At 54.8% G+C, this 25,205-nt stretch carries 22 protein-coding genes and 2 pseudogenes; 13 read left to right on the top strand and 11 right to left on the bottom strand.

Annotated elements, in window-relative coordinates; translation table 11 throughout:
- The first annotated feature begins 8 nt into the window (after window positions 1-8).
- Complete coding sequence (locus NPS56_RS07520) at window positions 9-869, top strand: MurR/RpiR family transcriptional regulator (RefSeq protein WP_274074107.1); 861 nt, start codon at window positions 9-11, stop codon at window positions 867-869.
- Between the two features lies 1 nt (window position 870).
- Window positions 871-2,334 carry an N-acyl-D-amino-acid deacylase family protein gene (locus NPS56_RS07515; RefSeq protein ID WP_274074106.1) on the top strand — a complete coding sequence of 488 codons (1,464 nt, stop codon included), beginning with the start codon at window positions 871-873 and terminating at the stop codon, window positions 2,332-2,334.
- Window positions 2,335-2,419: 85 nt separating this feature from the next.
- On the opposite strand, the gene NPS56_RS31305 is transcribed toward NPS56_RS07515, so the two are convergent.
- Together NPS56_RS31305 and NPS56_RS31300 are read right to left on the bottom strand one after the other, a co-directional pair.
- Window positions 2,420-3,133, bottom strand: coding sequence for a methyl-accepting chemotaxis protein (locus NPS56_RS31305; RefSeq protein WP_425313620.1), 714 nt, complete (start codon window positions 3,131-3,133; stop codon window positions 2,420-2,422).
- Window positions 3,134-3,277: 144 nt separating this feature from the next.
- Window positions 3,278-4,204 (bottom strand): annotated as a pseudogene (locus NPS56_RS31300) (methyl-accepting chemotaxis protein); the annotation flags it as partial.
- Window positions 4,205-4,591: 387 nt separating this feature from the next.
- Here NPS56_RS31300 and NPS56_RS07505 point away from each other — a divergent pair.
- Entirely contained in the window at window positions 4,592-5,263 is a 672-nt protein-coding gene (locus NPS56_RS07505) for a histidine phosphatase family protein (protein ID WP_274074104.1), read from the top strand.
- Window positions 5,264-5,288: 25 nt separating this feature from the next.
- A complete protein-coding gene (locus NPS56_RS07500; RefSeq protein WP_274074103.1) occupies window positions 5,289-6,122 on the top strand; it encodes a phosphatase PAP2 family protein in 834 nt (277 codons plus the stop codon).
- Window positions 6,123-6,272: 150 nt separating this feature from the next.
- On the opposite strand, the gene NPS56_RS07495 is transcribed toward NPS56_RS07500, so the two are convergent.
- Window positions 6,273-6,539 (bottom strand): DUF6124 family protein, encoded by a 267-nt coding sequence (locus tag NPS56_RS07495; RefSeq protein WP_274074102.1) that lies wholly within the window; start codon window positions 6,537-6,539, stop codon window positions 6,273-6,275.
- Between the two features lie 467 nt (window positions 6,540-7,006).
- Entirely contained in the window at window positions 7,007-7,600 is a 594-nt protein-coding gene (locus tag NPS56_RS07490) for a hypothetical protein (RefSeq protein WP_274074101.1), read from the bottom strand.
- A 131-nt stretch (window positions 7,601-7,731) separates the two neighbouring features.
- On the opposite strand from NPS56_RS07490, the gene NPS56_RS07485 reads away from it, so the two are divergent.
- A complete protein-coding gene (locus NPS56_RS07485) occupies window positions 7,732-8,451 on the top strand; it encodes a hypothetical protein (RefSeq protein WP_274074100.1) in 720 nt (239 codons plus the stop codon).
- A gap of 16 nt (window positions 8,452-8,467) precedes the next feature.
- Here NPS56_RS07485 and NPS56_RS07480 read toward each other — a convergent pair whose 3' ends face one another.
- Window positions 8,468-8,905 carry an N-acetyltransferase gene (locus tag NPS56_RS07480; protein ID WP_274074099.1) on the bottom strand — a complete coding sequence of 146 codons (438 nt, stop codon included), beginning with the start codon at window positions 8,903-8,905 and terminating at the stop codon, window positions 8,468-8,470.
- A 43-nt stretch (window positions 8,906-8,948) separates the two neighbouring features.
- Between NPS56_RS07480 and NPS56_RS07475 the strand changes: the two genes are divergently transcribed.
- On the top strand, window positions 8,949-9,719 hold the full coding sequence (locus NPS56_RS07475) for an APH(3')-II family aminoglycoside O-phosphotransferase (protein ID WP_274074098.1): 771 nt from the start codon (window positions 8,949-8,951) through the stop codon (window positions 9,717-9,719).
- A 60-nt stretch (window positions 9,720-9,779) separates the two neighbouring features.
- Here NPS56_RS07475 and NPS56_RS07470 read toward each other — a convergent pair.
- A pseudogene (locus tag NPS56_RS07470) lies at window positions 9,780-9,938 on the bottom strand (NAD(P)H-dependent oxidoreductase); the annotation flags it as partial.
- A 415-nt stretch (window positions 9,939-10,353) separates the two neighbouring features.
- Here NPS56_RS07470 and NPS56_RS07465 point away from each other — a divergent pair.
- The 3 genes from NPS56_RS07465 to NPS56_RS07455 all read left to right on the top strand — a co-directional run bounded on the left by NPS56_RS07465 (window position 10,354) and on the right by NPS56_RS07455 (window position 12,349).
- The gene (locus NPS56_RS07465) at window positions 10,354-11,037 is read left to right on the top strand and encodes a hypothetical protein (protein WP_274074097.1); all 684 of its coding nucleotides are present in this window, start codon (window positions 10,354-10,356) and stop codon (window positions 11,035-11,037) included.
- 9 nt (window positions 11,038-11,046) lie between these two features.
- Window positions 11,047-11,565, top strand: coding sequence for a transcriptional regulator (locus tag NPS56_RS07460; protein ID WP_274074096.1), 519 nt, complete (start codon window positions 11,047-11,049; stop codon window positions 11,563-11,565).
- A gap of 232 nt (window positions 11,566-11,797) precedes the next feature.
- Entirely contained in the window at window positions 11,798-12,349 is a 552-nt protein-coding gene (locus NPS56_RS07455; RefSeq protein ID WP_274074095.1) for a hypothetical protein, read from the top strand.
- A 717-nt stretch (window positions 12,350-13,066) separates the two neighbouring features.
- Here the strand turns inward: NPS56_RS07455 and NPS56_RS07450 are convergent.
- From NPS56_RS07450 to NPS56_RS07430, 5 genes are read right to left on the bottom strand one after another with little or no spacing between them, the layout of a single operon-like run.
- Window positions 13,067-13,279, bottom strand: a complete 213-nt coding sequence (locus NPS56_RS07450) for a KTSC domain-containing protein (protein ID WP_122587949.1) — start codon at window positions 13,277-13,279, stop codon at window positions 13,067-13,069.
- 8 nt (window positions 13,280-13,287) lie between these two features.
- Entirely contained in the window at window positions 13,288-15,060 is a 1,773-nt protein-coding gene (locus NPS56_RS07445; RefSeq protein WP_122587948.1) for an ATP-binding protein, read from the bottom strand.
- Complete coding sequence (locus NPS56_RS07440) at window positions 15,057-16,241, bottom strand: SIR2 family protein (protein ID WP_274074094.1); 1,185 nt, start codon at window positions 16,239-16,241, stop codon at window positions 15,057-15,059. Before NPS56_RS07440 ends, NPS56_RS07445 begins: the two co-directional genes overlap by 4 nt.
- A gap of 49 nt (window positions 16,242-16,290) precedes the next feature.
- Window positions 16,291-17,064: a DUF2130 domain-containing protein gene (locus NPS56_RS07435; protein WP_274074093.1), complete on the bottom strand. Its 774-nt coding sequence runs from the start codon at window positions 17,062-17,064 to the stop codon at window positions 16,291-16,293.
- Entirely contained in the window at window positions 17,061-17,699 is a 639-nt protein-coding gene (locus tag NPS56_RS07430) for a DUF2130 domain-containing protein (RefSeq protein WP_274074092.1), read from the bottom strand. The genes NPS56_RS07435 and NPS56_RS07430 overlap by 4 nt, the downstream gene beginning before the upstream one ends.
- Window positions 17,700-18,255: 556 nt before the next feature.
- Between NPS56_RS07430 and NPS56_RS07425 the strand changes: the two genes are divergently transcribed.
- The 4 genes from NPS56_RS07425 (at window position 18,256) to tnpC (ending at window position 25,059) form a co-directional block, all read left to right on the top strand.
- Complete coding sequence (locus tag NPS56_RS07425) at window positions 18,256-22,404, top strand: ATP-binding protein (RefSeq protein WP_274074091.1); 4,149 nt, start codon at window positions 18,256-18,258, stop codon at window positions 22,402-22,404.
- Window positions 22,405-22,748: 344 nt separating this feature from the next.
- Window positions 22,749-23,117 (top strand): IS66-like element accessory protein TnpA, encoded by a 369-nt coding sequence (tnpA, locus tag NPS56_RS07420; protein ID WP_130211361.1) that lies wholly within the window; start codon window positions 22,749-22,751, stop codon window positions 23,115-23,117.
- Window positions 23,114-23,449 (top strand): IS66 family insertion sequence element accessory protein TnpB, encoded by a 336-nt coding sequence (gene tnpB / locus NPS56_RS07415; RefSeq protein ID WP_017279403.1) that lies wholly within the window; start codon window positions 23,114-23,116, stop codon window positions 23,447-23,449. Before tnpA ends, tnpB begins: the two co-directional genes overlap by 4 nt.
- Window positions 23,450-23,532: 83 nt before the next feature.
- Window positions 23,533-25,059, top strand: a complete 1,527-nt coding sequence (gene tnpC, locus NPS56_RS07410) for an IS66 family transposase (RefSeq protein ID WP_274074140.1) — start codon at window positions 23,533-23,535, stop codon at window positions 25,057-25,059.
- Window positions 25,060-25,205 lie beyond the last annotated feature (146 nt).

Raw genomic sequence — 25,205 nt, 5'->3', positions numbered from 1 at the left:
CGCCTGCCATGGACATCCTCTACCAGATCCGCGCCCGCCAGGATTCCTTCAGCGCCGGCGAAGGACGCATCGCCCGCCTGATGCTCGACGATGTGGGCTTTGCCGCCTCCGCCAGCCTCGATGAGCTGGCGCTGCGCGCAGAAGTCAGCACCGCCACGCTGTCGCGTTTCGCCCGCACGGTCGGCTGCAAGGATTTGCGCGACCTGCGCTTGCAACTGGCCCAAGCCAGTGGCGTCGGCAGCCGTTTCCTCGACCCGGCGGGCACGCCGGAGCAGTCGGCGTTCTACGGGCAGATCGTCGGCGACATCGAGTCGACCCTGCGCCAGCACCTGTCGGCTTTTGACGAGTCGCGGTTCGCCGATGCAGTGAAACTGCTGAGCAAGGCGCGGATGATTCACGCTTTCGGCATGGGTGGCTGCTCGACCTTGTGCAGCGATGAGTTGCAGGTGCGCCTGGTGCGCCTTGGCTACCCGATCGCGGTCTGCCACGACGCGGTGATGATGCGCATCACGGCGGCCAGCCTCAGTCCTGATCAGGTGGTCATCGTCTGTTCGCTGACGGGCATCACCCCCGAACTGCTGGAAACCGTGGAACTGGCCCGCAACTACGGTGCGCGCATCCTGGCCATCACCCGAGGAGATTCGCCGCTGGCGCAACTGGCCGACATCGTGCTGCCGCTGCAAAGCGCCGAGACCTCGTTCATCTACAAACCGACGGCGGCACGCTACGGCATGTTGCTCGCCATCGATGTGCTTGCCACCGAGCTGGCACTGGCCAATCCTCAAGACAATCAAGAACGCCTGCGGCGGATCAAACTCGCCCTGGACGATTACCGCGGCGGCGACGATCACCTGCCGCTGGGAGACTGACATGATGTACGACACGCTGATTCGCAATGCCCTGGTCATCGACGGCAGCAACAGTCCTGGCTACCTGGCCGACGTGGCGATCCTGAACGGACGTATCGAGCGCATCGGCGACTTGCAGGATGCCCGTGCCAGCGATGAGATCGACGCCGCCGGCCGCGTGCTGGCGCCCGGCTTCATCGATGTGCACACCCACGACGACACGGTGGTGATCCGTCAGCCGCAGATGCTGCCCAAGCTCAGCCAGGGCGTGACCACGGTGATCGTTGGCAATTGCGGGATCAGCGCGTCGCCGGTGAGCCTGCGCGGCGATCCACCGGACCCGATGAACCTGCTCGGCAGCGCGGCGGCCTTTGTTTATCCGAAGTTCAGCGATTACCGCGCGGCGGTCGAGGCGGCGAACACCACGCTCAACGTCGCCGCGCTGGTGGGCCACACCGCGTTGCGCAGCAACCACCTCGACGACCTGTTCCGCACCGCCACGCCGGATGAAATTGCCGCGATGCGCGAGCAACTGCGCGACAGTCTCGAGGCCGGCGCGCTGGGCTTGTCCACCGGTCTTGCCTACGCCAGTGCGTTCTCGGCTTCCACCGACGAAGTCATGCAACTGACCGAAGAGCTGACCGCGTTCGGGGCGGTCTACACCACCCATCTGCGCAGTGAATTCGAACCGGTGCTGGAGGCCATGGACGAGGCGTTCCAGATCGGTCGTCATGCAAAATCCCCGGTGATCATTTCCCACCTCAAATGTGCCGGTGCCGGTAACTGGGGGCGCAGCCCGCAACTGCTGGCGTCTCTTGAACAGGCGGCGAAGACCCACCCGGTGGGCTGCGATTGCTACCCGTACGCCGCCAGCTCCTCGACCCTGGACCTCAAGCAGGTCACTGATGCCCATCGCATTACCATCACCTGGTCGACGCCGCACCCGCAGATGGGCGGGCGCGACCTGATGGACATCGCCGCCGAGTGGAACCTGTCCCTGCTCGATGCCGCCCGCCAGCTGCAACCGGCTGGCGCGGTGTACTACGGGATGGACGAGAACGATGTACGACGGATTCTCGCGCACCCGCTGTCGATGGTCGGCTCCGACGGCCTGCCCGAAGACCCGTTTCCCCATCCACGCCTGTGGGGCGCTTTCCCACGGGTGCTCGGCCATTTCAGCCGTGACGTCGGCCTTTTTCCACTGCACACCGCCGTGCACAAGATGACCGGCTTGTCGGCGGCGCGGTTCGGCTTGAAGCAAAGGGGCGAGATCCGCGAAGGCCACTGGGCCGACCTGGTGCTGTTCGACCCGGCGACCATTCGCGACGTGGCCGACTTCAACGATCCGCAACGGGCGGCCGAAGGCATCGATGGCGTGTGGGTCAACGGGGTATTGAGCTACCAGGACGGTCAGGCGAACGGGCGCAGGGAAGGGCGGTTCCTGGCGCGGGAAGGGGATTTGCGTGCGGGGTTCAAGCACCGCTAAAAGATCGCAGCCTGCGGCAGCTCCTACATGGAACTACGATCCCCTGTAGGAGCTGCCGAAGGCTGCGATCTTTTGATCTTGAACGTCAGACGCGGAAGTGGCTGACCATCATCTGCAACTGATTCCCCAACCGCGCCAACTCAACACTGGACGCCGCCGTCTCATCACTCGCCGCGGCGGTCTGTTCCGACACATCACGCACGTTGACGATGCTGCGGCTGATCTCTTCGGCCACCGCGCTTTGCTGTTCGGCCGCGGCCGCGATCTGCTGGTTCATCGACTGGATGTTGGACACCGTGCGGGTGATGTTTTCCAGTGAGGCGCCGGCCTTGCGGGTCAGGGCCACGCTGCTGTCGGTCAGGGTGCGGCTGTTGTTCATCACGGTCGCCACTTGCTGGGTGCCGTTCTGCAGGGCGGCCACCAGGCCTTCGATTTCCTCGGTGGATTTCTGCGTGCGTTGGGCCAGGCCCCGCACTTCGTCGGCCACCACGGCAAAACCGCGTCCGGCTTCACCGGCGCGTGCCGCTTCAATGGCGGCGTTGAGCGCCAGCAGGTTGGTTTGTTCGGCCACGGCCTTGATCACGTCCATGACGCTGCCGATCTTGTCGCTTTCCTGTTGCAGCAGGCCCATGGCTTCGGTGGAACGCACCACCTCGCTGGCCAGGCGTTCGATCTGGGTGATGGCTTCAGCGACAACCTTGTCCCCAGCGCGTGCTTCACCGTCCGCCGCAGCGGCGGCCTGGGAGGCTTGCTCGGCATTGCGCGCGACCTCCTGGACAGTGGCGGTCATCTCGTGCATGGCGGTGGCGACCTGGTCGGTCTCGACTTTCTGGCTGTTGACCCCGGCGCTGGTCTGCTCGGTCACGGCCGACAGTTCTTCGGCCGCGCTGGCGATCTGGGTGACGCCGTCGCGGATACCGCTGATCAGGTCGCGCAGGGTCACGCCCATGCGCGCAATGCCTTGTTGCAAGACACCCAGCTCATCGCGACGCGTGACCCTGACGTCCTGGGACAGGTCGCCGCTGGCGATGCGATCGACCACGGCCAGGGTCTCGCGCAGGGGACCGGTAATCTGCCGGGTAATGATGACGGCAGCAATAATGCCCACCAGCAATGCCAGCAGGGTGCTGATCAGTTGCAGGGTACGCGCCTGGGCGCTTTCAGCGTCACGACGGTCGAGCTGGATCTGATACAGCTGCTCGCTCAGGCTGACGATGGCCGCGCCCTCGTCGGTCATTTCCTTGCGCGCCTGCACAGCCTCGCTGTTCGCCGCTTTATAGGCCTGCAAGGCGCTGCGGTAGTTGCCCAGCGCGGTCTCCAGTTGGCGCAGGGCCTGGGGCTGGATGTCGCTGAAATGCACGTTGAGCTGTTGCAGGCTGGCAATCGCGGCGTCCAGTTGCGCCACGGCTTTTTGCTCGGTCTCGGCATTGGTGGTGGCGGTGTAGCCACGCACTTCGTAGCGGGCCAGCAGGAACGCTTGCTTGGCCGCGGTGATGGCCTGGAACTGTTCGAAGCGCTGATCACTCGATGGCAGTTGTTGCACGCGGTTGTTCAGATCGTCGATCAGCGTGCTCGCCGTTTCGGCGTTGCTGCCCATGACGTCGCGCGCGCTGTTGCCGGTACGGTAGGCGTCGCGCATCTTGGCCAGGGACGTCTTGTAGGCGTCGATGACGCTGCCTTGTTCTTTGAGCAGCTTGAGGTTTTCCGGGCTCTTGAACTTCGCCAGCAGCGCCTGCTGCTGATCGGAAAAGGCCTGAAGGGTGGTCTGTACGTTCTGCGCGGTGGCTTCGTCGCCGTTGGTCAGCATGTACTGCAGGCGCACCACGCGCAGTTTGGTCAGGCCGGCGTTGAGCTGGGTGATGTCGCTCATCCAGTTGCTGCGGTCAATCAGGCTGCCCAGGCTGGTCCAGCCGGTCAGGGCGAGGACGCAGGTCAGGGCCAGGACCAGGCCAAAGCCCAGGCCCAGTTTCAGGTTCACGCTGATGTTGCCGAACCAGCTATTCATCAAAATTCCTCCAGGAACGTGGTGTTTCTTGATCGTCGGTTGGCTGGAAGATTGTTGTTCTTAGGCGCCAGCAAGGTGGGTTGCAGGTCTGTATCGGCAGCAATCGCGAGAGCTGAAAGGATTTTGTCGGACGGATGCTGTAACAAGCTTTTGCTAGGGGCTTAAGCTTTTTTTCACATCGGTTTCACTGGCAGCCGACGCCCGCCTCTTTACTCTCACGGCACCTGATGAAGGGCTGCGAGGCGGCTTGTTGTGGAATTGAGACTGAGTCTGTTCGGAATAAACCGCTCGATCGACCTGAGCCGTTTTACCCGTTATCGCAATCCGCTCGTGGTGCTGGCCACGGCGATGCTGGCGCTGGCCATGACGGTATTGCTGTTACGGCCTGACGCCGTGCCGGACCTGGCGCATGGCAACGTGGAGGGCGCGCGGGCGCTGTTGGCGGGTTGGGCCAGGGGCGACATGATCGTGCTGGTGCGCCATGTCGAGCGTTGCGATCACTCCAGCGCGCCCTGCCTGAGTGGCGACGATGGCATTACCGATCGTTCGCGCAGCGTTGCGGTGGCGGTCGGCGCGCAGTTCGAGCAGCTTGGGCTGGGGAAGGCCGACATCTACAACAGCCCGATGGTGCGTACGGCGCAGACCAGCGGGTACATGTTCAACACGGTCGGCGCTGGCGACGACTGGCTGATCAACTGCAAGGGCACGATGCTGCGCGACGCCCTGACGCACAAGGTCCCCGGGCGCAACCTGATCCTGGTGACCCATAGCGAATGCATGGCGCAACTGCAAAAGGATCTCAAGTTGCCCATCTCGACCCTTGGTTACGGCGCCTCGCTTTTCGTTACCGCCCAAGCGCTGCAACCGCCGCACATACTCGGTTTCATCGAGGCCTCGGACTGGCACTCGGTGACCACCGAATGAATTCACTCTGTTACCAGGACACACCATGCTGACGGCTTCACGCTCGCGTTTTTACTGGGTGTACTTCGGTATCCCACTGGCCTGCGCGGTCGTGGTGTTCCTGATGTTCGACCTGACCCGGATCGACATCGCCTTCAACGATCTGTTTTATGACCCGGTGACGCAAACATTCCCGCTGGACCATGTTCACCTGTTCGAAAAAATCACCCACAAATGGGCGCGGATCATTCCGAACTGGACCGGCGAGATCGCCATCATCGGTGCCTTGCTGTCGTTTCTCTGGCCGCGCCTGAAGGCGGAAAAACACGCGAAGATCATCGCCGTCCTGGAAAAGATCAAGGTCGCGCCGGTACTACGTTTTGCCAGCAAACATCGGCGGGATTTCCTCTACGTGGTGTTTGCGTTCTCCATCAGCACCGGCGTCATCCACTTCCTCAAGGGCCATACCAGCGTGTATTGCCCGATCGAGACCACCCAGTACGGCGGGAGGATCGAGCACAAGGAGTGGTACGAGAATTTCGATTTGTTGAAAGTCGCCGGTGACGGTCGTTGCTGGCCGGGCGGGCATGCCTCCGGTGGTTTCACCATGCTGGCGCTGTACTTTGTTGCCCGCCGTTACCGCTGGCGCTATTCCAAGGCAATCATGTACGGCTCGCTGGCCCTGGGGTTTGTCTATGGCACGACGCGGGTGGTGCAGGGCTGGCACTACATGTCCCACACCTTCTGGGCCGGGATCTTCGTGTGGCTGGCGTGTTTGCTGACGGCGCTGGCGTTTTACGGAAGAGCGCGGTTGGAGATGCCGGTGCTGCAAAAGGATTGTCGCAAATTGCGGGTTGAGCGTAGCCCGCAGTTTGAGTGAGATGTTCTGTTTTTTTATTGCCTGGCAAATTGCTTTCGCGAGCAAGCCCGCTCCCACAATAGTCTTTCGGTGGCCGCAGAATTTGCATACGCCACAGACTAAATGTGGGAGCGGGCTTGCTCGCGAAGAACGATAACGCGGTCTACTTTCCTAGCCCTGCGGATCGACATTATCCAGCGCCCTGTTCACAGCCAGTTCCGCCAGCATGACGATCTGCGCAATCCCCAGCGCGGTGTTGCGCTGGGGGCCATTAAGGTAAGTGGCGAAGTCATTGAGCATGACGCTGGCTGAAGCCAGTGATTCGCAGGCGTGGGCGAGGAGGTTTTCGGATTTGATGTCGGGGAGGATCGTGAAGAAGGGGCTGGGGCGATAGGGTTTGGTGGTTTCGAAGGGGGGATCGGGGGTTAGCTTATCCAAGATGATTAACCTCTTGCGTGGGTGCCAGTACTTGCCGTTCTCACACAGCAAAGAGGTGGCAGCTATGTGCGAGGTGAGAATCCGGTCATAGCCACCCGGTCAGACAAAAGTCTGCCCGCACACAGCCGCCATTACGCATCTACAGGCAGCGGACAAGCTGCCGGCAATTATGCGGATACTGGTAGTGCATGGCTATTACTTGCCGGGTTCTCACACCCGATCACTGAGTAGTCAGTGACGACAAAAGATTAATAAGCCCCCTTCCGACCGACAACCTGAAAGACCTGTGGGATTTTTCTTCGCGAGTTGTTTCAAAGTAGGACATTTCGCAAGACAAAAAAAAGCCCGCGGGAGGGCGGGCAAACCGTAGTTTCTTGAATGAGCGAGGGCAAATGTACAGGGAGTTGCCTGAACCCGGGGTGAAGAAAAGTTCATGTGTTGCCCGGCAGGCGAAACCGGAAAATGGCTCAATACGCCATCACCTTCTGCCTCTGCAAAATCCATCCCGCCTCCCCAGGCATCAACCGATACTGAATCTCGCGCATTTTCCCGGTCCGCCCCGCCGAGGCGTCCGCACTGTCATACAGCGCAAACCGCTGCACCAAGGTGTTTTCCACCACGGCAAACTCATCCTCGCCGCGATACCCCTCGGCGATCTCTGGGTCTTCGCTGACCGGTGGCAGATAGATCGCACTGAGGGATTTTTTACGGTTGGCGGCGTAGGCGACGAGTTCGCCGGGCAATCCGCGCCCTGGTGACCTGACGAACACGTAAATTTCCGGAGAGCCATCCCGATCAAGGTCTCCGACCTCCGCCCGAGCGATGTCGCCGGCCAAGGGGTGAGTCATGGCTGAATTATCGATTTCCAGCCCTTGGGGAGCGATGCGCATTGCCCGGCCGCCATCGACCGACTCATCCGTCACATGAAAAACAATGCCCTGCAGTTCCAGCGTCTGGTCGAAAGGCCTGCCATTGCCGGCATCGAAGGCGTCGACTTCGCTGGCGGCGTGTGCTGGTAGGCAAACCATCGCTGCCAGGAGGGCCAGAATCCGCATATTCATGTTTTGCATTCCTGACTGCTTCTGTTCAGTGGAGGCCCGAGCCTGTAGGGAAGTCATCAGCATAGATCCGCCCACGACCTGCCAGTGACCTATTCTTTTGATTCCGCCCAGCATCGAAAGGGACAAGACCCATGAACGATTTGCTGAAAAAAGTACTCGACGCCCATGGCGGGCTGGAGCGCTGGAACGGGTTCACCACGCTCAACGCCACCATCGTCACGGGCGGGGAGTTATGGGCGATGAAGGGCGTGGTGCAAGACACGATGCCCCGCGAGATGACCGTCAGCCTGCACCAGCAAAGCGCCAGCGTGACGCCGTTCGGCAACCCGCACTGGCGCACGGCATTCCGGGCCGACTACATCGCCATCGAAACCACCGAGGGCGAAATCGTGCGCGAGCGATCGAACCCGCGAGAGTCATTCGCCGGGCACGACATGAACACACCTTGGGACCCGCTGCACCGTGCGTACTTCAGCGGGTACGCCATGTGGACCTACCTGACGACGCCGTTTTTCATGGCGATGGCGGGTTTCAACGTCACTGAAATCACCCCCTGGCAGGAAGGCCCCGAAGCCTGGCGCGGTCTGCGGGTCGAGTTCCCGGAACACATCGCCAGCCACAGCCGTTTCCAGGATTTTTACTTCGCTGACGACGGCCTGTTGCGTCGACATGACTATCACGTCAACGTGGCCGGCGGCTTCGCAGCCGCCCAATACGTGGGCGAGTACGTTGAAGCCCAGGGCTTTCGCTTTCCCTCCCGGCGCAGAGCCTACCTGCGGGGCGAGGACAGGCAACCCCTGCGCGAGAGGGTGATGGTGTCGATTGACCTGAGCGACTTTCGTTTGAGTTGAAGGGCAGAAGTGGTGCCTAGTCCTGAACCAGGTCACCCCAGCGCATCACCTTCTCAAGGTGGCCAGTGTGCTCATCCCGTTGTTCATTGAGAACCACAAAGCCCTGGCTCTCATAGAAATGGATGCTGGGCGCATTCGCCGAATATACAGTCAGCCGTAGCGCTGACCTGGAGGCCTTGGCGTCCGCGAGAAGCTGCGTACCTATGCCGTGCCCCTGATGCTCAGGCGATACGAAAAGCGCCGCAAGCGTGTCGCCATACACAGAGCAAAATCCTGCGACGACCCCATCGGCCTCAAATACTCTGGACATGGCGCCGGGCAGGTAGACCTCGCGCATGGCATCAAGCTGGTTGCGCCAGAATTCGGGAGCGATGAAGTGATGCGCCTGGATTGACGCCCGTAGCCAGATGTCCAATACGGGTTCCAGGTCCAGGTTTCGAAAGTCGCGGATCATGAGGCCTCTCATAATTATCTGGCGGAACAGGGTAAGTAACAGTATGTACATTCCCACCCAATGGTCCCAAACATCCAGTGGTGCACCCATTGAACGACAAACCATCGGCGAGTCAGGTGCCGAGGTTTCTCGCATTCGCTGCATCAGCGGCGAACACCTGTTTGTGAAGTCCGAACCCGTTGGCGTCCATAGTGAGCTGCCGCAAGAGATTGAGCGTCTTCGCTGGATGAACCGGCTCGACCTGCCTGCGCCAACCGTTCTTGATGCCACGACAGAAAACAGTCGACATTGGTTACTCATGAGTGCCGTCCCCGGACAGGATCTGGCCAGTGCCAACGATCTGTCTCCACCCCAAGTCATCAGCATCCTGGCAATGGCACTGCGTACTCTGCACCAGGTGCCAATCGAGGCATGTCCCTTTGATCACCCGTTGGAGCAGCGCATAGCCGCCGCCCGGAGTCGAGTGAGTGCCGGGCTCGTTGACGAGGCAGACTTTGACGATGAGCGGCTGGGTCGGACCGCTGTGGATGTTTTCGCAGAGCTGCTGTCGACGCTCCCTGAAACCTATGATCTTGCGGTCACCCACGGCGACGCCTGCCTGCCGAATTTCATGGTCGAAGGAACTCGCTTTACCGGCTACATCGACTGCGGCCGATTAGGCATCAGTGACATTTACCAAGATCTTGCGCTGGCTGCCCGAAGCATAGAGCGCAACCTTGGACAGGCATGGGTAGCGCCGTTTTTCCACGCCTATGGTGTGGAACCCGATCAGCAACGGATAGCGTTTTACTGTTTGCTGGACGAGTTCTACTGATGAGCTGCGAACGAGGTTGCTGAACAGCGGCTCCAGTGACAGGCGGGCGCGGGCGTAGTCCATACCGAGCGGTGGCAGTGGATGCGCGCCCAGGTCACGTTCGACCAGTTCGAGCCGCGGATAGCGCTGGCGCAGGGATTGCACCAACTCCAGTGCCAACTGGTTCGCATGGGAAACCTGGCCATTGGGGCTGGCATTGATCAACAGAACATTATTCATGCTGACTCCCTTCCCGCAGGCTCTGCGTGAAGTGCATGCCGCCGTTTTTGCGGTGGTTTGGTTGGCCTCTTCGCGGGCAAGCCCGCTCCTACAGGGGGGGGCGTATCAGCTTTGGATTACCGAAACCCAGATGCAACAAAACCCGCACTGGGCGGGTTTTGGCTTGCTTCGTATTTGGTGGGCCGGGGTAATCTGAGTCGGTATCTTATATTATTGATTATTATAATTAATATTGGTTTTTTATTTTGATTGGAATACCAATTGGAATACCTCACGAAATAGCATTGACCCCCGCTCGTATTCGATCTGAAAACCTTGCTTCGCATCCATGATAAGCAGTGATCCTCTTACAGCTGTCGGGACAACAGGAAGCAATCGGTCCGAATCGGAAGGTGGCGACAGGCAGAATCCGGCCATGAACGGACGTTCAGGCTTCCAGGAGCTGTGTTCACCTTATGCGGCACCTATCTCCGCTTTAAACCGATGTGTGCTACAACAGTTTCTGCGCCAAATAGAGGGGTTGATGTTCCCCGCATGGTTTTATGCGGCGCTTAGTTTGGTCAGCTCTTCCTTTATCGCGATTGCGAACCTTGCTGGGGGAAATATGAACTTGGTCGAACAGGCGCTTGAGGCGGAATTGCCTCAGCTGGCTATGGATTTCTTCGTCGTTTTCTCAAGATTTGAGTGTGCACTGAAGCGGTCTGGGACGTATGCAATTGGCAACGATGACAGGGTTGATCCTGACTGGGATGGGTTCGCCCGCGACCTTGGTCCAGACTTCCTGAGTGAAGTCGTCGTCCAGCGAATTGCCCCTGTCTTGATAAACCACCCGCCCAAAAAGCAAGTGAAGCTCGCAAATGGGGTGCTGGGATGGAAGGACATGGGTTCTGTTAAGAACACGGCGGATCTCTTTCTCGCACTCCGCCGAGCGAGAAATAACCTCGCTCACGGCGCGAAGTATCAAGACGGCGGCGCTGGTCATGCGGATTTCGTTGAGGCCTCTGAAAGAGACGATGCGCTTCTCACTCAGTCACTGGCGGTGATGGCCTTGGCTCTGAAAACTCGCCCGGATATCTACCACTTTTTTCGGCGCTACTGAGGAGTTGCTATGAACGATATTTCCCCTCCGCTATTGGAGACTCATCCGCATCTTAGCGGCTTCATGGACTTCCTCACCGACTTCAACAAAGAGACAGAGCGCGGGACTGCATTGGCTGCTGCCGCGATGCTAGATGAGCAGCTCGCTCGAATCATTGAGTCGTTCCTCATTCCTAACAAGGGAACCAAGGCTCTGCTCGACGGCTTCAACGCGCCACTTGGAACTTTCTCCGCACGCATCTCCGCCTCGTTTGCCTTGGGCCTTTTATCCGAAATAGACTACAGGGAATGCGAGTTGATTCGAAAGGTGCGCAACGAGTTTGCGCATCAAATTAAGGTATCGTTTAAGAATGAGAGGGTCGTGAGCCTCTGCGCGCAGCTTCAGCTTTCGGCGAAGAGCTACGGCGATGTTCAGGTTAGCACCAGAGAGCAGTTCACTACAGCGGCAGTCGCGCTGATCTTGAATTTGACGAATCGTCCATACTACGTTGGGCAAAGGCGATTGGAGGCTGTGGAGTGGAAGATTTAACCGTCCATTTCTAGCGGGCTACGGCTTGTAGCGCCCGGTGGACTGTTTCATAGGGTTAGCGGGGCTTGTCGTCATGCATGTCGCGTTTCCCTGAGCAGGGCCGCATTATTCGCGATCACGTCTTAGCTAGAAAATGTCTTGCGGAAAAACAAAAAAACGTTGTATGACAATCTATCGCGACAATAAAGGTCGCTGGTATTCAAATAACACGAGCTAGGACGCAGTAGGAATTATGCCATTAAACCATACATCGCAATACGCGGAGCTCACTGATGAACACTTTCAGGCTATCGGAAAGCTCACAGTTGAATGGTCGAATATTGAGTTTTTACTTGGCATGTTACTTTCTCGGCTTCTGGTAACCCCTGCTTTTTTAGCGCGCACCTATACGGACCATATGTCCGGGGCAAAGCGGCAAGAGGCCATCAAAGAGGCATGTGATATACACAGGTATCGATATGGCTATCAGTTGATTAGCGAGGATCAGATTAAAAAAATCCTAGATATCAATGGTCAGATTACATCACTTAGATCGACTAGAAATAAATTCGCTCATTTCTGTTGGTCACGAAGCAGTGATGGAGAGATTTTCGGTACAAATCTATCTGGTGGTATTCCTGAAGGAAGTAAATATAAGAAAAGCTTTGCTTCTTTCACCGTGGCCGAACTTGCTAATTTTCACCAAAGAGCCTACGCAATTGTTGATGTGTTGTCGGGTATAATCCAACATCTTCCTGAGATGGAGGAGAGAGATTTAACTAGAAAAGTCACCGGCAATAAATAACTGAATCAATCAATAGATGCATTGGCCAAGCGGGAATCGCCGCGCGGAGAGTAATGAATAGGTTCAGGGCCTAAAAAAACATTCGACCGAGCACTTCGACGAGTAGCGTCCGGGCCTAGTCGAGCGCTTTTGGCCGGAAGAAGTAGCCCTGGATCGAGCGTCCGCTTGGCCGTTAGCCGTCCTTCGCGAGCGAACGCTTTGGGGCGTTTGCTTTCCTTTCAGGCAGTTAGCAATCTCCCAAAACTGGTCACTTATGCATGTCTACGGACCCAGGCCGATCCATTGCGCTTTCGATGTATACAACTCAGACGCGGATACCTGCCCTGTGCATGATCGGGCAGATTTTGATTCATACCGGCGAACGAACATGCGCACTTACGTCAGTGCCTCGGCGTAGACCGGAGTCGATACCGTATGGATGGGGCGAGATCACGGTCATGGGGGCGGAAGAAGGGCCGGGCTGGCGCCAACGGAGATTTTCATCTATCCGAAATAGCTAAGGTATTTCCATGGTGTTCATCCACGATGTCATTTGCTGAGCGTGGATTATTTTAACTAGGCAAGGAGCTTCGTTCGCATTCTTGCTACGTCAAATATAAAGCTCATTGTTCTAGAACAATGAATCACCGAGTAGGTTCGCATCGCGATGCGAACCTACTCCAAACACAGCGTGATCCGCGTAACTCAAGCCAAAAAACCAAGCTTCGTGTAAAGGCTTTACCCACCACGGGAGAAGCCGTATACATTTTTTATCCGCTGCGCGAAATAACTTCCGACGGAAGATGCGGATATTAACTCCTGGTAGACATGTTCAGGTACGTCGTAATATTCGTACACCGCTCCGTTCAAGAACTCCACCTCGAGAGTCTGCGAGGACTCGTCATGTCCAACAGTAGCGATATTTGAAGAGCTAACAGATACACGTTCCATGATTTCTCCTATTGTGCACTATCTTGGTTTCTCCACGCTCTAACGAGCCTGGAATAATCTTCGTTGCTCCGTGCAGAGTTCCATTTTTCGCCAATTTTAGGGTCTCCGCTATTAGGGTATTTATCATCTGGCAAAACGTTGAACCTACACCGGGTTGGGAGTTGCGCTGCTTCCCCAACTATAATTGCCTCCCCAGTTCTAAGGATGGGTAGTGAGTCAACAATCCCAGCTAAGCCATCGGACATAGCTGCTTTGACTATTCCACGATCCGTTGAGTTATTTATGCGCAGAGAAATGATTGTTCCGCACTGAGATAAAATAGTTTCATCTATCTCCGATGGACGCTGGCTAACGATCATGGCGCCAACCCCAAACTTTCGACCTTCTTTAGCAATCCGTTGTACCATTTCTTTTGAGTGTCCATTCTCAGACTTCCCAAGATAACGGTGGGCTTCTTCAAGAACGATAAGAAGGGGGCGCTCACGCATCCCCTCAGTAACATTCCTCCCCCAAATGGCGGACTCAAAGATAATATCGAGGACTGCACCCAAAAGAAGCGTCAATCGTGCCGAGGGCATTCCGGATAAATCAAATATCGTTATGGGCTTATCATGCCCAAGCCAATCTTCCAGCAGTCCATCTAAGTCTTTTTTGATCTTGCCCCCACTGTCTGGATTCCAATCGCCTGGCTCCAGCAAGAAGGAGTATTGTGTGTCGAGTAGCCTTGACTTCATCAAATCAAGCTGCCTCTTCATTGCCCCAGTTCCACCCTTCTTTGGTAGTGACGAGCCAGCCCCAGGAGGGAGAAATTTAGGGGCGATCAAGTCGTCAAAAGCCCCCTCTCCGTCAGGAGAATATGCTGGGATAGTCATAGCTGCATCGCTGTAATTAACACCGTCCTCATGACAAAGGTCATACCATATCTTCTTTAATCTATAAGGCAGCGGTGTATTGCTTGTTATTTTATCCACATCTACATTTGGTATATCATTTTCAACAATGCCAAGCCTCTTTTCATCAACGGTTTTATCCATGAAAAGTGATCGCTGAGAATCGTTTGGATTATTGCAAAGAAAATCAATAAGCTTATCTGGCGAGATGCACCAAAACGGTATGTATAGCTGATTCTCGCCTGAGGGCATGATTGAAAAGGTCTTAGCGACATCGCTGAGTGCTGGGCCATATTCACCGTGAATGTCTATCAGCAAAACTCTCGCAGATGGTAAGGGTGATCCATCAGACTTGATCACCATCGACCGAAGGATACTTGCCGTGCTGGTTGACTTCCCAGATCCGGTAGATCCCAAAATTGCAGAATGGCGAGCGACAAGCTTATCCAGATCCAAGCTTATTTCAATTCCTTCCGAACTGGATAAGCGGCCAACTTGGAAGTGACTATTTAAGTGCTTTCTGAAAATTAATTTCAGATCGCTCTCGACGACAAAATGAACATGATCGCCGATGCTTGGGTACTCGCTTATGCCTCGATCAAAATTTCCTCCGATGGATTCTCCCACTAGCTCCACTTTGATCCATTTTCTATCGGAAGACATTTTTGAATCGGCGTCGACTGTTGATGTTTCGCTAGATTCAGAAATAACTCCGTAGAGGTGGTTATATCCTAAAGGGATTTTCACGAAGCTTCCGACTTGCCCGATTCGATAATTGCGTCCTTCCAGCACGACAATTCCAGACTCCACAGAGGCAGCGAGGTCAACGGCCACCGAAGAGCTCGAGACGGCGCTTACAAGCCCCAGAAACGTTGGTTGGATAGTTGTCATAGCATCTCCTCTTGTACTTCCTGAGGTACAGGAGGAACTGCATCTTGAGAGATGTCGCTACCAGCAGTTGCTAGAAAACGAGCTAACCGCAGGAAGTCTCCAAGCAAAAATTTGTTGTCTTTATAGTATTCTGCTCGAATCTCATGCCAGTTCTTGGTTGGAGGGGTACCGATTTTCCACTTTGCTTCCACTCCATTAATCACAGCGCCATCGCTACAAAAAACACTTATCCCTGGGCACTTTAGCGCCAACTCCTTGGCGGCCTTTTCATCTGCCAGACTATTAAACTGAAAAGCAAACAATGCGGCGGTGGGGTTGGCCATTAGGCACTCAAGCAGCCGCGATGAAATGTGGGCATCAGCAAAAGAAAATCCGGTGCTTAAAATTAATGTGTCAGGCTCAAGGATGAAGTTTTTCAGACGTTCAAAAAGAGAAGAAAATGGAGCAGCTTGTGTTTGATCGTACTTGATGTGCGATGGATAAACCATATTGGCGTTTTTAGAATTCGGCACGCGTACAACCTCGCCATTAGCATTTGACTCCCAGCCAATAGAGCCATGAAGCTTCCAAAGCCTTACCCAACGCGGCGGAAGATCATTTTTTGAAATGCTTGAAGGATCAAAAAAAGCACTCTTGGATCCGCTGAATCCATCAAAATAAGGTGTTCGAGCCCGCTCCAAGGCATTTTCAATCAAAAGATCATAATTTGTTGTAAAAATTTCAACTGCATACTTTCTATTAATGCCGTTAATCCACGATACAAGTTCAGAGTATGGATTTGTACCCAGCGGTAAGTCCTGCGCAACTACTTCCCGAATTGAATTGCATATTGCTTCGGATAAACTGGAGAAATCTTTTTCCGCAAAATCAAAGAGTTTCCCATCGCCAATAACCTCTGCAAGCATTCTGACGCGTGACAGGACCTTCTCTAGGTTTGAGTCCGGAAATGAGGATTTTATTTGATTGTAGACTCCCCGTTGACTTTCAGACAGTTCGTCTAACACAATTTTCTCAAGATCGGCGATATTTGGTATCAACGGCTTCCAGCTTCCTGCCTCACCTACGTTGATGCTGACAGGCGCCCCTGCACCGATCAGTATTCCTATTTTCTTTCTTCCATTTGTAGCAAGTTGGCGAAATCCAAACATGTGCTGATCGGGGTTGTGCGAGGTATTTTCCATATTCTTACCTAATATATTAAATCGACGATCCTAGGTTGATAGCAGAAATTTATTTTCTTTGGCCTGCTACGCCGCTTTTAAGATCGGAAAATTTCGCAGCCATGGTTGGGTTATCGCGGTTAAGTTTTTTTATCGTAACATCCTGCGCTTTGTCGTTCGCCAGACGAAGATTTCTGTCGGTCCCTAGCAACGCTTCCTTAGTCTTCTGGAGATGGTCGATTGATTTGTCAATTTCGCTAATTGCTGTTTGAAATCGCTTTGAGGCCAGATCATAATTTTTTGCGAATGCTGATTTAAATGTCTCAAGCTCAGATTCGAAATTTGTGATATCGATGTTTTGCGCCTTCATAAGCGCAAGTTCAGACTTATACTGTAGAGAGTTCATTGCTGCATTTCGCAGCAGCGTTATGATTGGAATGAAGAACTGAGGTCTGACGATGTACATTTTTGGAAATCTGTGAAAAACATCAACAATTCCTGTGTTGTATAGTTCGCTCTCAGGTTCCAAAAGGGATACAAGCACAGCGTACTCGCAACCTTTCTCAATGCGATCTTTGTCAAGCTCTTTTAGGAAGTCTTCATTCTTTTTTTTAGTTGCAGTTTGGTCATCCTCGTTCTTCATTTCGAACATAATGGAAACGATCTCTGTACTCGCTTCGTCCCAATCACGAAATACATAGTCTCCTTTGCTTCCGGTTCGTGCATCATTGTCCTTTTCGAAGTATGCCCTTGGAAAGGCTGTGGCTCGAATACGATTAAACTCTGTTTCACAGTGCTGTTCGAGGGTTTCACCAACCATCTTTGTCGATAGGCGCGCCTTCATATCTCGGAGACGTTCGATAGCATCATCACGATCTTTGATCTGCGTTTCGTATTTACCTTCAGCGATTTTTCTGAAAGCTGTTTTTCTAGTTCGGCTTTTTCGAGGCCACTTTGCAGCTTATCTCGCTCTTTCTCGACAGAGCTAATGGCCTCTGTAATCGCAAGCCTTTTGCCGATCTCTATAGACTCGAGCTTGGATTTCAATTCTTGAATTTCAGAGTCTTTGGTCGCTGCGGTCTTCTGCAATTCATTTAGAAGCTTCGCCTCAGCCAACTTAGAGGCAGATTCTTGTTCGCGGCGTGTTTGCTTGAGCTCGTAAGCAAGCGTGTCACGCTCTTTCTCTACAGCACTTAGCGCCTCACTGACGGCGAGTTTTCGCGCAACCTCTTCAGTATTAATCCTGGACCGCAGTTCTTGAATTACTGAATCCTTGGTTGCCGCTGCGTTCTGCAGTTCGCTAGCGGCCTTTGCAATCGCGAGTTCAACGGCGTTACGCTTTTCTTGTTCGGCCAGCTCAAGTCGCTCATGCAGCTGTTTCTCGAAATCGCTATCTCGAACCTGCTTCAGGATATCTGCGTATCCAGCCTCATCAATTTTGAACGCCTTTGCACAATGCGGACAGATAATCTCATGCATGTTTTCGCCTCCGTGCAGTTTCCTGAGTTTTCCTGACGCTTAAGGCCCGGCTTCCAGCTTCTGGTCTGCACGCTTCGCTTGCATGCGTGTCGGCACATCAGGACGACCGTTGCCCCGTCCCCTAACGCGATACCTTCCTCGCGACTCTAGCACATGGCAGCGTGCCATCAAGGTGCGCCAAGTCATGTCCCCGGCTTTGTCTGTGAGTCACTGCCTGTGCTTGGGTCTGTTTCTGCTGAGCACTAACAGTCCAGATCAATATTGCCCGCCAGCCAGACCAGGACGCCCTACGATGAAACCATCTATTTGAATGCCTTGAGGAAGCGCAGTTCACCGCGTCTGAAGAACCTCGATTTAGGTTGACTGACTTCCTCAGGGCGTGAAGCTGATATCGGGAAATGGTTAAAAATGGCTCGCATCGGACCAGCTCGGGCCGTGCAGAAAAATCAGTCTGAAAAACTGTGATTTCTATACATTCCTCCTGCACGTAGAGCCCTTGAACAAAATCCCGGTAAAATAATTTTAGGATCCAAATACTCCTAAAGGACGCTAAGTAATGCCAACGATTGACTTCTCCACCATTCGCAGCGCTCCGAAAAGTAAAAACGACAGCTTTGAAGCGTTAGCTGTGCAGCTTTTTCGCTACAGCTGCGACGTTTCCCAGGGTTCAAGCTTCTACAGTCTGAGGGGTGATGGCGGTGACGGTGGGGTGGAGGCGTACTTTCGGACTCCAAGTGGAGCTGTCTTAGGTGTTCAAGCAAAGTATTTTTTCCAGCTTGGTTCCAAGGAACTTGGACAGATATCAAAATCGGTCACTGCGGCCTGTTTGAATCATCCGACCCTTACAGAATATTGGATCTACATTCCTTTCGACTTGACCGGAAGAGTGGCAGGAGGCGCTCGTGGGCAGGGTGAGGTCGAACGATTTGAGGAATGGAAAAAGGAGTTAGAGGAGCGTAGGGACGCTGAGGGTAAAAGTCTCAAAATCACCCTGTGCAGCAGCTCGATCATGCGTGAGCAGCTCCAGCGCTTGGACACGCATGGCGGAATTCGGCGCTACTGGTTTGATGACTCCGTGCTCACACCGGTCCATGTACATCAGTGCCTGGAGCAAGCCCGCGAATTTGCCGGCCCACGGTACTCAGGTGAACTGGACGTTGTGACCGACGCACACGATGTACTAGATTTTTTCGGCGGCACCGCCGACTTTTCAGACTGGCGACGTCAGACTCTTTCGCCAATCATCAGTGAACTCAGATCGCTGCGTGGTCGTTCGGGTGAAGTGTTTAGTTTGGTTGATGCAGACAAAAAAACAAAAGCGGAAGAGCTTCTTCAGAGTTTGTCGACTCTGTTGACCCAAGTTCGGGAGGTTGAAACGCCCGGACAAGCAATCGTCCATGCGTTGAAAATTCTCAGCCAACTGCAACCTATTTTGCTCACGGCAAAGGATAGCCAGGAGCAAGCTTTCATTGAGAAGCATGGTCCCGACAAGGATACCCCGAGCTTTCGGCAATTTAACGCTGAGTATATGTGCACGTTTCCTGCTGGATCGATGGACTCGGCAAGGGAGCTTTTTCAGCTCAGTTTTTCCATTAATAAGGTCCTGACGTCGCCGAATATCAACGTCACAGGTGCCCATTCTCTACTGCTCGTCGGGCCCGCAGGTGTCGGAAAAACACACGCGATAGTAAGCGCTGCTTACCGTCGTTTCGCTGAAGGTGGCATGTCTCTCATAGTGTTCGGTGACGACTTCGGCGGCGGAGAACCGTGGGAAATCATTCGTAGTAAGCTTGGCTTTAGTGGTCAGGTTGGGCGCGACGCGCTGTTTCAATGCATGAGCGCATCCGCTGAGCACACAGGTCTGCCGTTCGTTATTTTCATTGATGCGCTCAATGAGAGTCGATCGGATGCCCGCTGGAAGGCAAAGCTGCCGGAATTGATACAGCAGTGCAGGCCGTACGATGGAGTAAAAATTTGCGTATCAACCCGAGATACCTACAAAGACTTGGTCACTGACTCCAGGTTTCCAGGTTATGCATTTGAACACCGAGGATTTAACGGTCAAGGTGTGGATGCACTTCAAGCGTTTGCCGCTTTTTATGGGCTCGACTCGGAGATAACGCCGCTATTTTCGGAAGAGCTGAGCAATCCACTTTTCCTTCACTTGGCATGCAAAACGTTGAAGGAGGAGGGCAGCACAACCCTCGACGTATCTTTACCGGGCTTTTCTGCTTTGTTCGAGCGACACCTGAAACATAGCAATTTCGCGGTCAAAGAACGCCTCGGCTTCGCAAGTCCGAAAAATTTGGTTCGTCTATCGATGCTCAGCCTGGCGGAACGGCTCACCAGCGCTTCAGCCAGCGACAGGCTTTGGGAATCGTGCGCAACCGGTCTTCGTGATGTGATGGGGGCAGAACTTTCACCCGAAGTTTTCATTCGCGAACTTCAACGCGAAGGGCTGGTGATTCTGACTGAAGGGCCTGACGACACTTGGACGGTAAGGCTCGGATATGAGCGTTACGGCGACGTCCTTCGTGCGACGGCATTGATAGATCGGTGCACCGATGAGGCCGGCGAGTTTGATGTAAAAAAATTAGGCGCCCAGGTGGTTTCACTGCCGCCTGAAGATAAAGGTCTGCTGGAGGTTTTAGCAGCGGTTCTTCCCGAGAAAACAGGAATTGAAATCGTTAACTGCGATATTGGACTGGCGCCCGAACTCGCCAATCGTCTGTTCGTGCACGGCTTGGCGTGGCGCTCTCGGAAAAGCTTTGAAAATAATGATCTGAAAGATGAAATCTTTGCGGCTCTGAAAGTACCTGGGCTCTGGGAGGAATTGTACGAGGTATTCGTAAAAGTCAGCTTGGTGCCCAACCACAGCCTCAACGCAGAACGATGGCTGGACAATTTCCTGCGTCGCCAGCCTCTGGTGAACAGGGACGTTTACCTATCGCGTGCAGCATTCAAGTCGTATGGCAGCAACGGGGCGGTCAAGTCCTTGCTGGATGCTTCCCTGAACGCCGACATCATCCGTTGGCCAAGTGAAAGCCGACGGTTAGCTACCATCGTTTTAGGCTGGCTGACGTCTTGCGCGGATCGTCGCGTCCGCGATCGGGCTGCGAAAGGGTTGGTACGTATGTTGGTGGCCGATACCGAGCTCGCCTTCGAGCTAGCCACAACGTTTGCGGCGTCTGACGACGATTACATCCTTGAGAGCGTTGCTGAAGCCATATACAGCGCCTGTTTGATTGCACACGAGCACCACTCTTCATTCATTCCGGCCCTCAATGTGTTGGTCTCGCGCGGGTATGACCGACCGAACGTGATCATTCGTGATTCGATTCGAATGCTCGCAGGGTTGCTCAAGGATCAGGGAGTCGGCGAGCCGCTTAAAGCAAGACTCTTGCGTTTTCCGAGCCAAAGCCCCCGCATCGACACTTGGCCAACCCTATCGGATGCCAATCCCCTACTTGACCTGAAGCACCTTCCTTCCGATATGAAGCTGTGGGGATCAAACATTGGTCCTGATTTCTGGCGCTACCAAGTGGAGAGCAAGGTCTCAGGGTTTGACCTAAAAACTGCCGCGGTAACCAAGGAAAACATTGCTTGTTGGATCATGACTGAGACATTGCGTCTTGGGTATCCCGGCTTCCAGGACTCCGCACTTAACTACGACCGCGCCCTGAACAGTGAATTCGGATCCGGTCGTGGCCGCGCCCCCTATGCCGAGCGCTTGGGTAAAAAATACTACTGGATTTCACTTCATCGGCTACTCGGCATCCTTGCAGACCACGTGTCCTCTCTTGAGTCATTTCAAGGCGTTGTGCCTGGACCTGAATATTACCGGTCGGTAGAGGTGCGTAAGCGCGATCTAACCGACATGAGAGATGTAATTGCCGAACCGACGTATCCAGACAGTCTTCTGCGCCGGCGTGAATACGCTTTTCCGTCCCGAGAACGTGACATCAAGAAGTGGGTGACGACTGATGACTTCGCGACTCACGAGTCCAGCCTATCTTGTACCGATGCCAATGGGGTGGCGTGGATAGCTCTGGAGCGCGGCTCAAGCGCAAATGACAGATCAGACGAGGAAGACTCGTGGAGCACTCCTTATTTTGGTTTTGATCTTTTTTACAGATCTGTGTTTGCCAAAGAGGAGGTTTTCGGAGCACGCCCCTATGATCGACTGGACCGCGCATTTTCAGACGGTGCGAACTGCTATAGAAGCTATTTGGCCGAGTACCCTGATGGCGCCGCTTTTAATCAGTTGGTGGACGAAGGCACGACGAACACCCATTGCGATGGACTTATACGCACCGCTGTAACTCTCAGCAGGGGCGGTGAATGGGAGTACGAATTCACCTCGGAAACTGATCAACTTAGTCTGGATGTACCCTGCCAGGATCTGATCAAGACACTCGGCCTCATTTGGGATCAACATCGCGGATGGCAAGACGCTTCAGGTGCACTCATAGCATTCTCATCGGGCCCTTACCGCAATAATGCGTTGTTCATTCGTAAGTCGGAGCTGGATTTCTATTTGGAGAAGACTGGACAGAGTTTGCTATATCGGCGGTTCGCGAATAGAGGCTTTTTTGACTCTGGAGGCGATACTGGCTCGCAAATCGACCTGATCGCCTATCTGCAATACCTTCCTCAGGATGGGTTTGTCGTGGTTCATGAGGAGTCGCAGTCTTATAACTGCTGAGTCTTCCCGATTTGCGATGGCACTTTGTGAATGTAAACACTTGGGGCTCTATGGGTATCTGTCGGACCTGGCAGATATCCACGGGACGGGTCAATTTTAATGGCCGCTTTTAACGGTTTTCTGCCTGTCGCTACCCTCCGCTGCGGGTGGCTGACGGTCAGTTAGGCGTCGAAACTTTGGATGGAGCGTTAGTGTTAAATCCAGCCTGCGATACGATTACCGCAGCTGAGGTTTAAGGCCTCAATCGACACGAAGTGGTCGGTCGGGTGAGCCGCGGGTAACCGTCCGGGCAACACACCTTCCTGACACCGTCGCTTGAGGCGATGGTGTCCACCTAAATTTAAGTGGACACCATTTTTAGCCTTTTTAAGCGGACGCCTATGCCACAAGAACGCCGTTCCTATTCAAAGTCCTTCAAGGCCCAGGTCATCGCCGAATGCGCGCAGCCTGACACCTCGATTGCCAATGTCGCGTTGACCCACAACCTCAACGCCAACCTCGTCCATAAATGGATACGCGTGCATGCGCAGAAAAGCCTGACACTTCAAACCGCCTTCATCCCGGTCAAGACATCGCCGCCGTTGCCGATGCATCAGGCCCTTCCTGCCACGATCCGAATCGAAGTGCCGCATTCAAAAGGCGTAGTCGTGGTGAGTTGGCCGGCAGAAAATGCAGCGGCGTGCTCTGCTTTCCTGCGAGACCTGCTGCGATGATCCGCATCGACTCCATCTGGCTCGCCACCGAGCCCATGGACATGCGCGCCGGCACTGAAACTGCGCTGGCGCGGGTCGTGGCGGTGTTCGGTGCGGCGAAGCCGCACTGTGCTTATCTGTTTGCCAACCGTCGTGCCAATCGCATGAAAGTGCTGGTGCATGATGGTTTGGGGATTTGGCTTGCTGCCCGGCGCTTAAATCAAGGACGTTTCTTTTGGCCTGGCGTGCGGCACGGCTCTGAAGTCGAGCTGGATGCAGAGCAACTTCAAGCCTTGGTGCTCGGCTTACCTTGGCAACGCGTCGGTTCCGGAGGAGCCATCACGGTGCTCTAACTCGCCTGCCATGGCCTGCTTGCCAGCGCAATTGGCGCATCAGTCTATCGCCGCCCATAGCCCTCTCTGGCAAAATCGGCGGCATGACTTCGCATCCGAATCTCGATCAATTAAACCCTGAAGAACTGCGTGCTTTGGCGGCGCAGTTGATCCAGCGCGTCGAGACGATGGACAAGCAGATCAATCATCAAAAGTCGGTCAACGAGAAGCTGGCCCACGAGATCGCGCTGCTCAAGCGCTTCAAGTTTGCCAAACGCAGCGAGCAACTAAGTCCAGATCAGGCCAGCTTGCTCGACGATTTGATCGATACTGATATTGCCGCTATCGAAGCCGAGCTTGAGGCGCTGCAACCGACACCCGTCGAAGCCAAAGTGCGCCAGCAACCTAAGCGCGCAGCGCTGCCGCCGCAATTTCCTCGCACGCTGATCCATCACGAGCCGGACAACAGCCATTGCCAGTGCGGCTGTGCTCTCAAGCGCATCGGCGAAGATGCCAGTGAAAAACTCGACTACACGCCCGGCGTGTTCACCGTCGAGCGTCACATCCGTGGGAAATGGGCCTGCGAGCAGTGCGAAACGCTAATCCAGGCGCCGGTACCGGCGCACGTCATCGACAAAGGCATACCGACCGCAGGCCTGCTGGCCCATGTCATGGTGGCCAAGTTCGCTGATCATTTGCCGCTGTATCGTCAGGAAAAAATCTTCGGTCGCGCCGGGCTGCCCATCGCCCGTTCGACCTTGGCGCAGTGGGTGGGCAACTGCGGCGTGCAACTCCAACCACTAGTCGATGCGCTGCGCGAAGCCGTGCTGACGCACGGCATCGTTCACGCCGACGAGACGCCGGTACAAATGCTGACGCCTGGCGCTAAAAAAACTCATCGCGCTTATGTCTGGGCCTATGCCACCAGTCAGTTCTCCGACCTGGCGGCGGTCGTTTACGACTTCAGCCCAAGCCGCGCTGGCGAACATGCCCGAGCCTTCCTGGGCAGTTGGAACGGCAAGCTGGTCTGCGATGACTTTGCCGGCTACAAGGCAGGCTTTGAACTGGGCGTTACGGAGATCGGCTGCATGGCCCATGCCCGCCGAAAGTTCTTCGACTTGCATGCGACCAACAAGAGCCAGATCGCCGAAAAAGCGCTGCACTACATCGCGGCCTTGTACGAAGTTGAACGAGAAGTCCGCGAGCTGGAACCGGGTGATCGACAGCGAATACGGCAGGAAAAAGCAGCGCCAATCGCCGACGCACTTCATACCTGGATGACCGCCCAAAGACAGCTTGTGCCTGAGGGTTCGGCCATCGCCAAGGCCCTGGATTACAGCCTCAAACGCTGGATAGCGCTGACGCGCTATCTCGATGACGGTGCTGTGCCCATCGATAATAACTGGTACGAGAATCAAATCCGGCCGTGGGCTCTTGGGCGCTCGAACTGGCTGTTCGCGGGCTCGTTACGCAGCGGTAAACGTGCGGCGGCGATCATGAGTTTGATCCAGTCGGCGCGGCTCAACGGACATGATCCGTATGCTTACTTGAAGGATGTTCTTACACGCCTGCCGACGCAGCGTGCGAGTGAGATAACCGAGTTGTTGCCGCACAGGTGGGCGCCCGTTTAATCACACAAGGTGTGTTTGGCGGACGCTTACTCTTATCTAGTCGTTTGCTGCTCCAGAGCTAGCCGAAGCAGTAGCTTCATCAGTCGCGATAGAACAGCTTGAGATCAGGCGAAAGATACCTGAGTAAAGCAAACGTCAGAGTACTG

This window comes from Pseudomonas putida (assembly GCF_028682635.1).
In the GTDB taxonomy this organism is placed as follows: domain Bacteria; phylum Pseudomonadota; class Gammaproteobacteria; order Pseudomonadales; family Pseudomonadaceae; genus Aquipseudomonas; species Aquipseudomonas putida_AE.
Note: the sequence above shows the minus strand (reverse complement) of the source record. Positions and strands in the feature narration are given on the sequence as shown.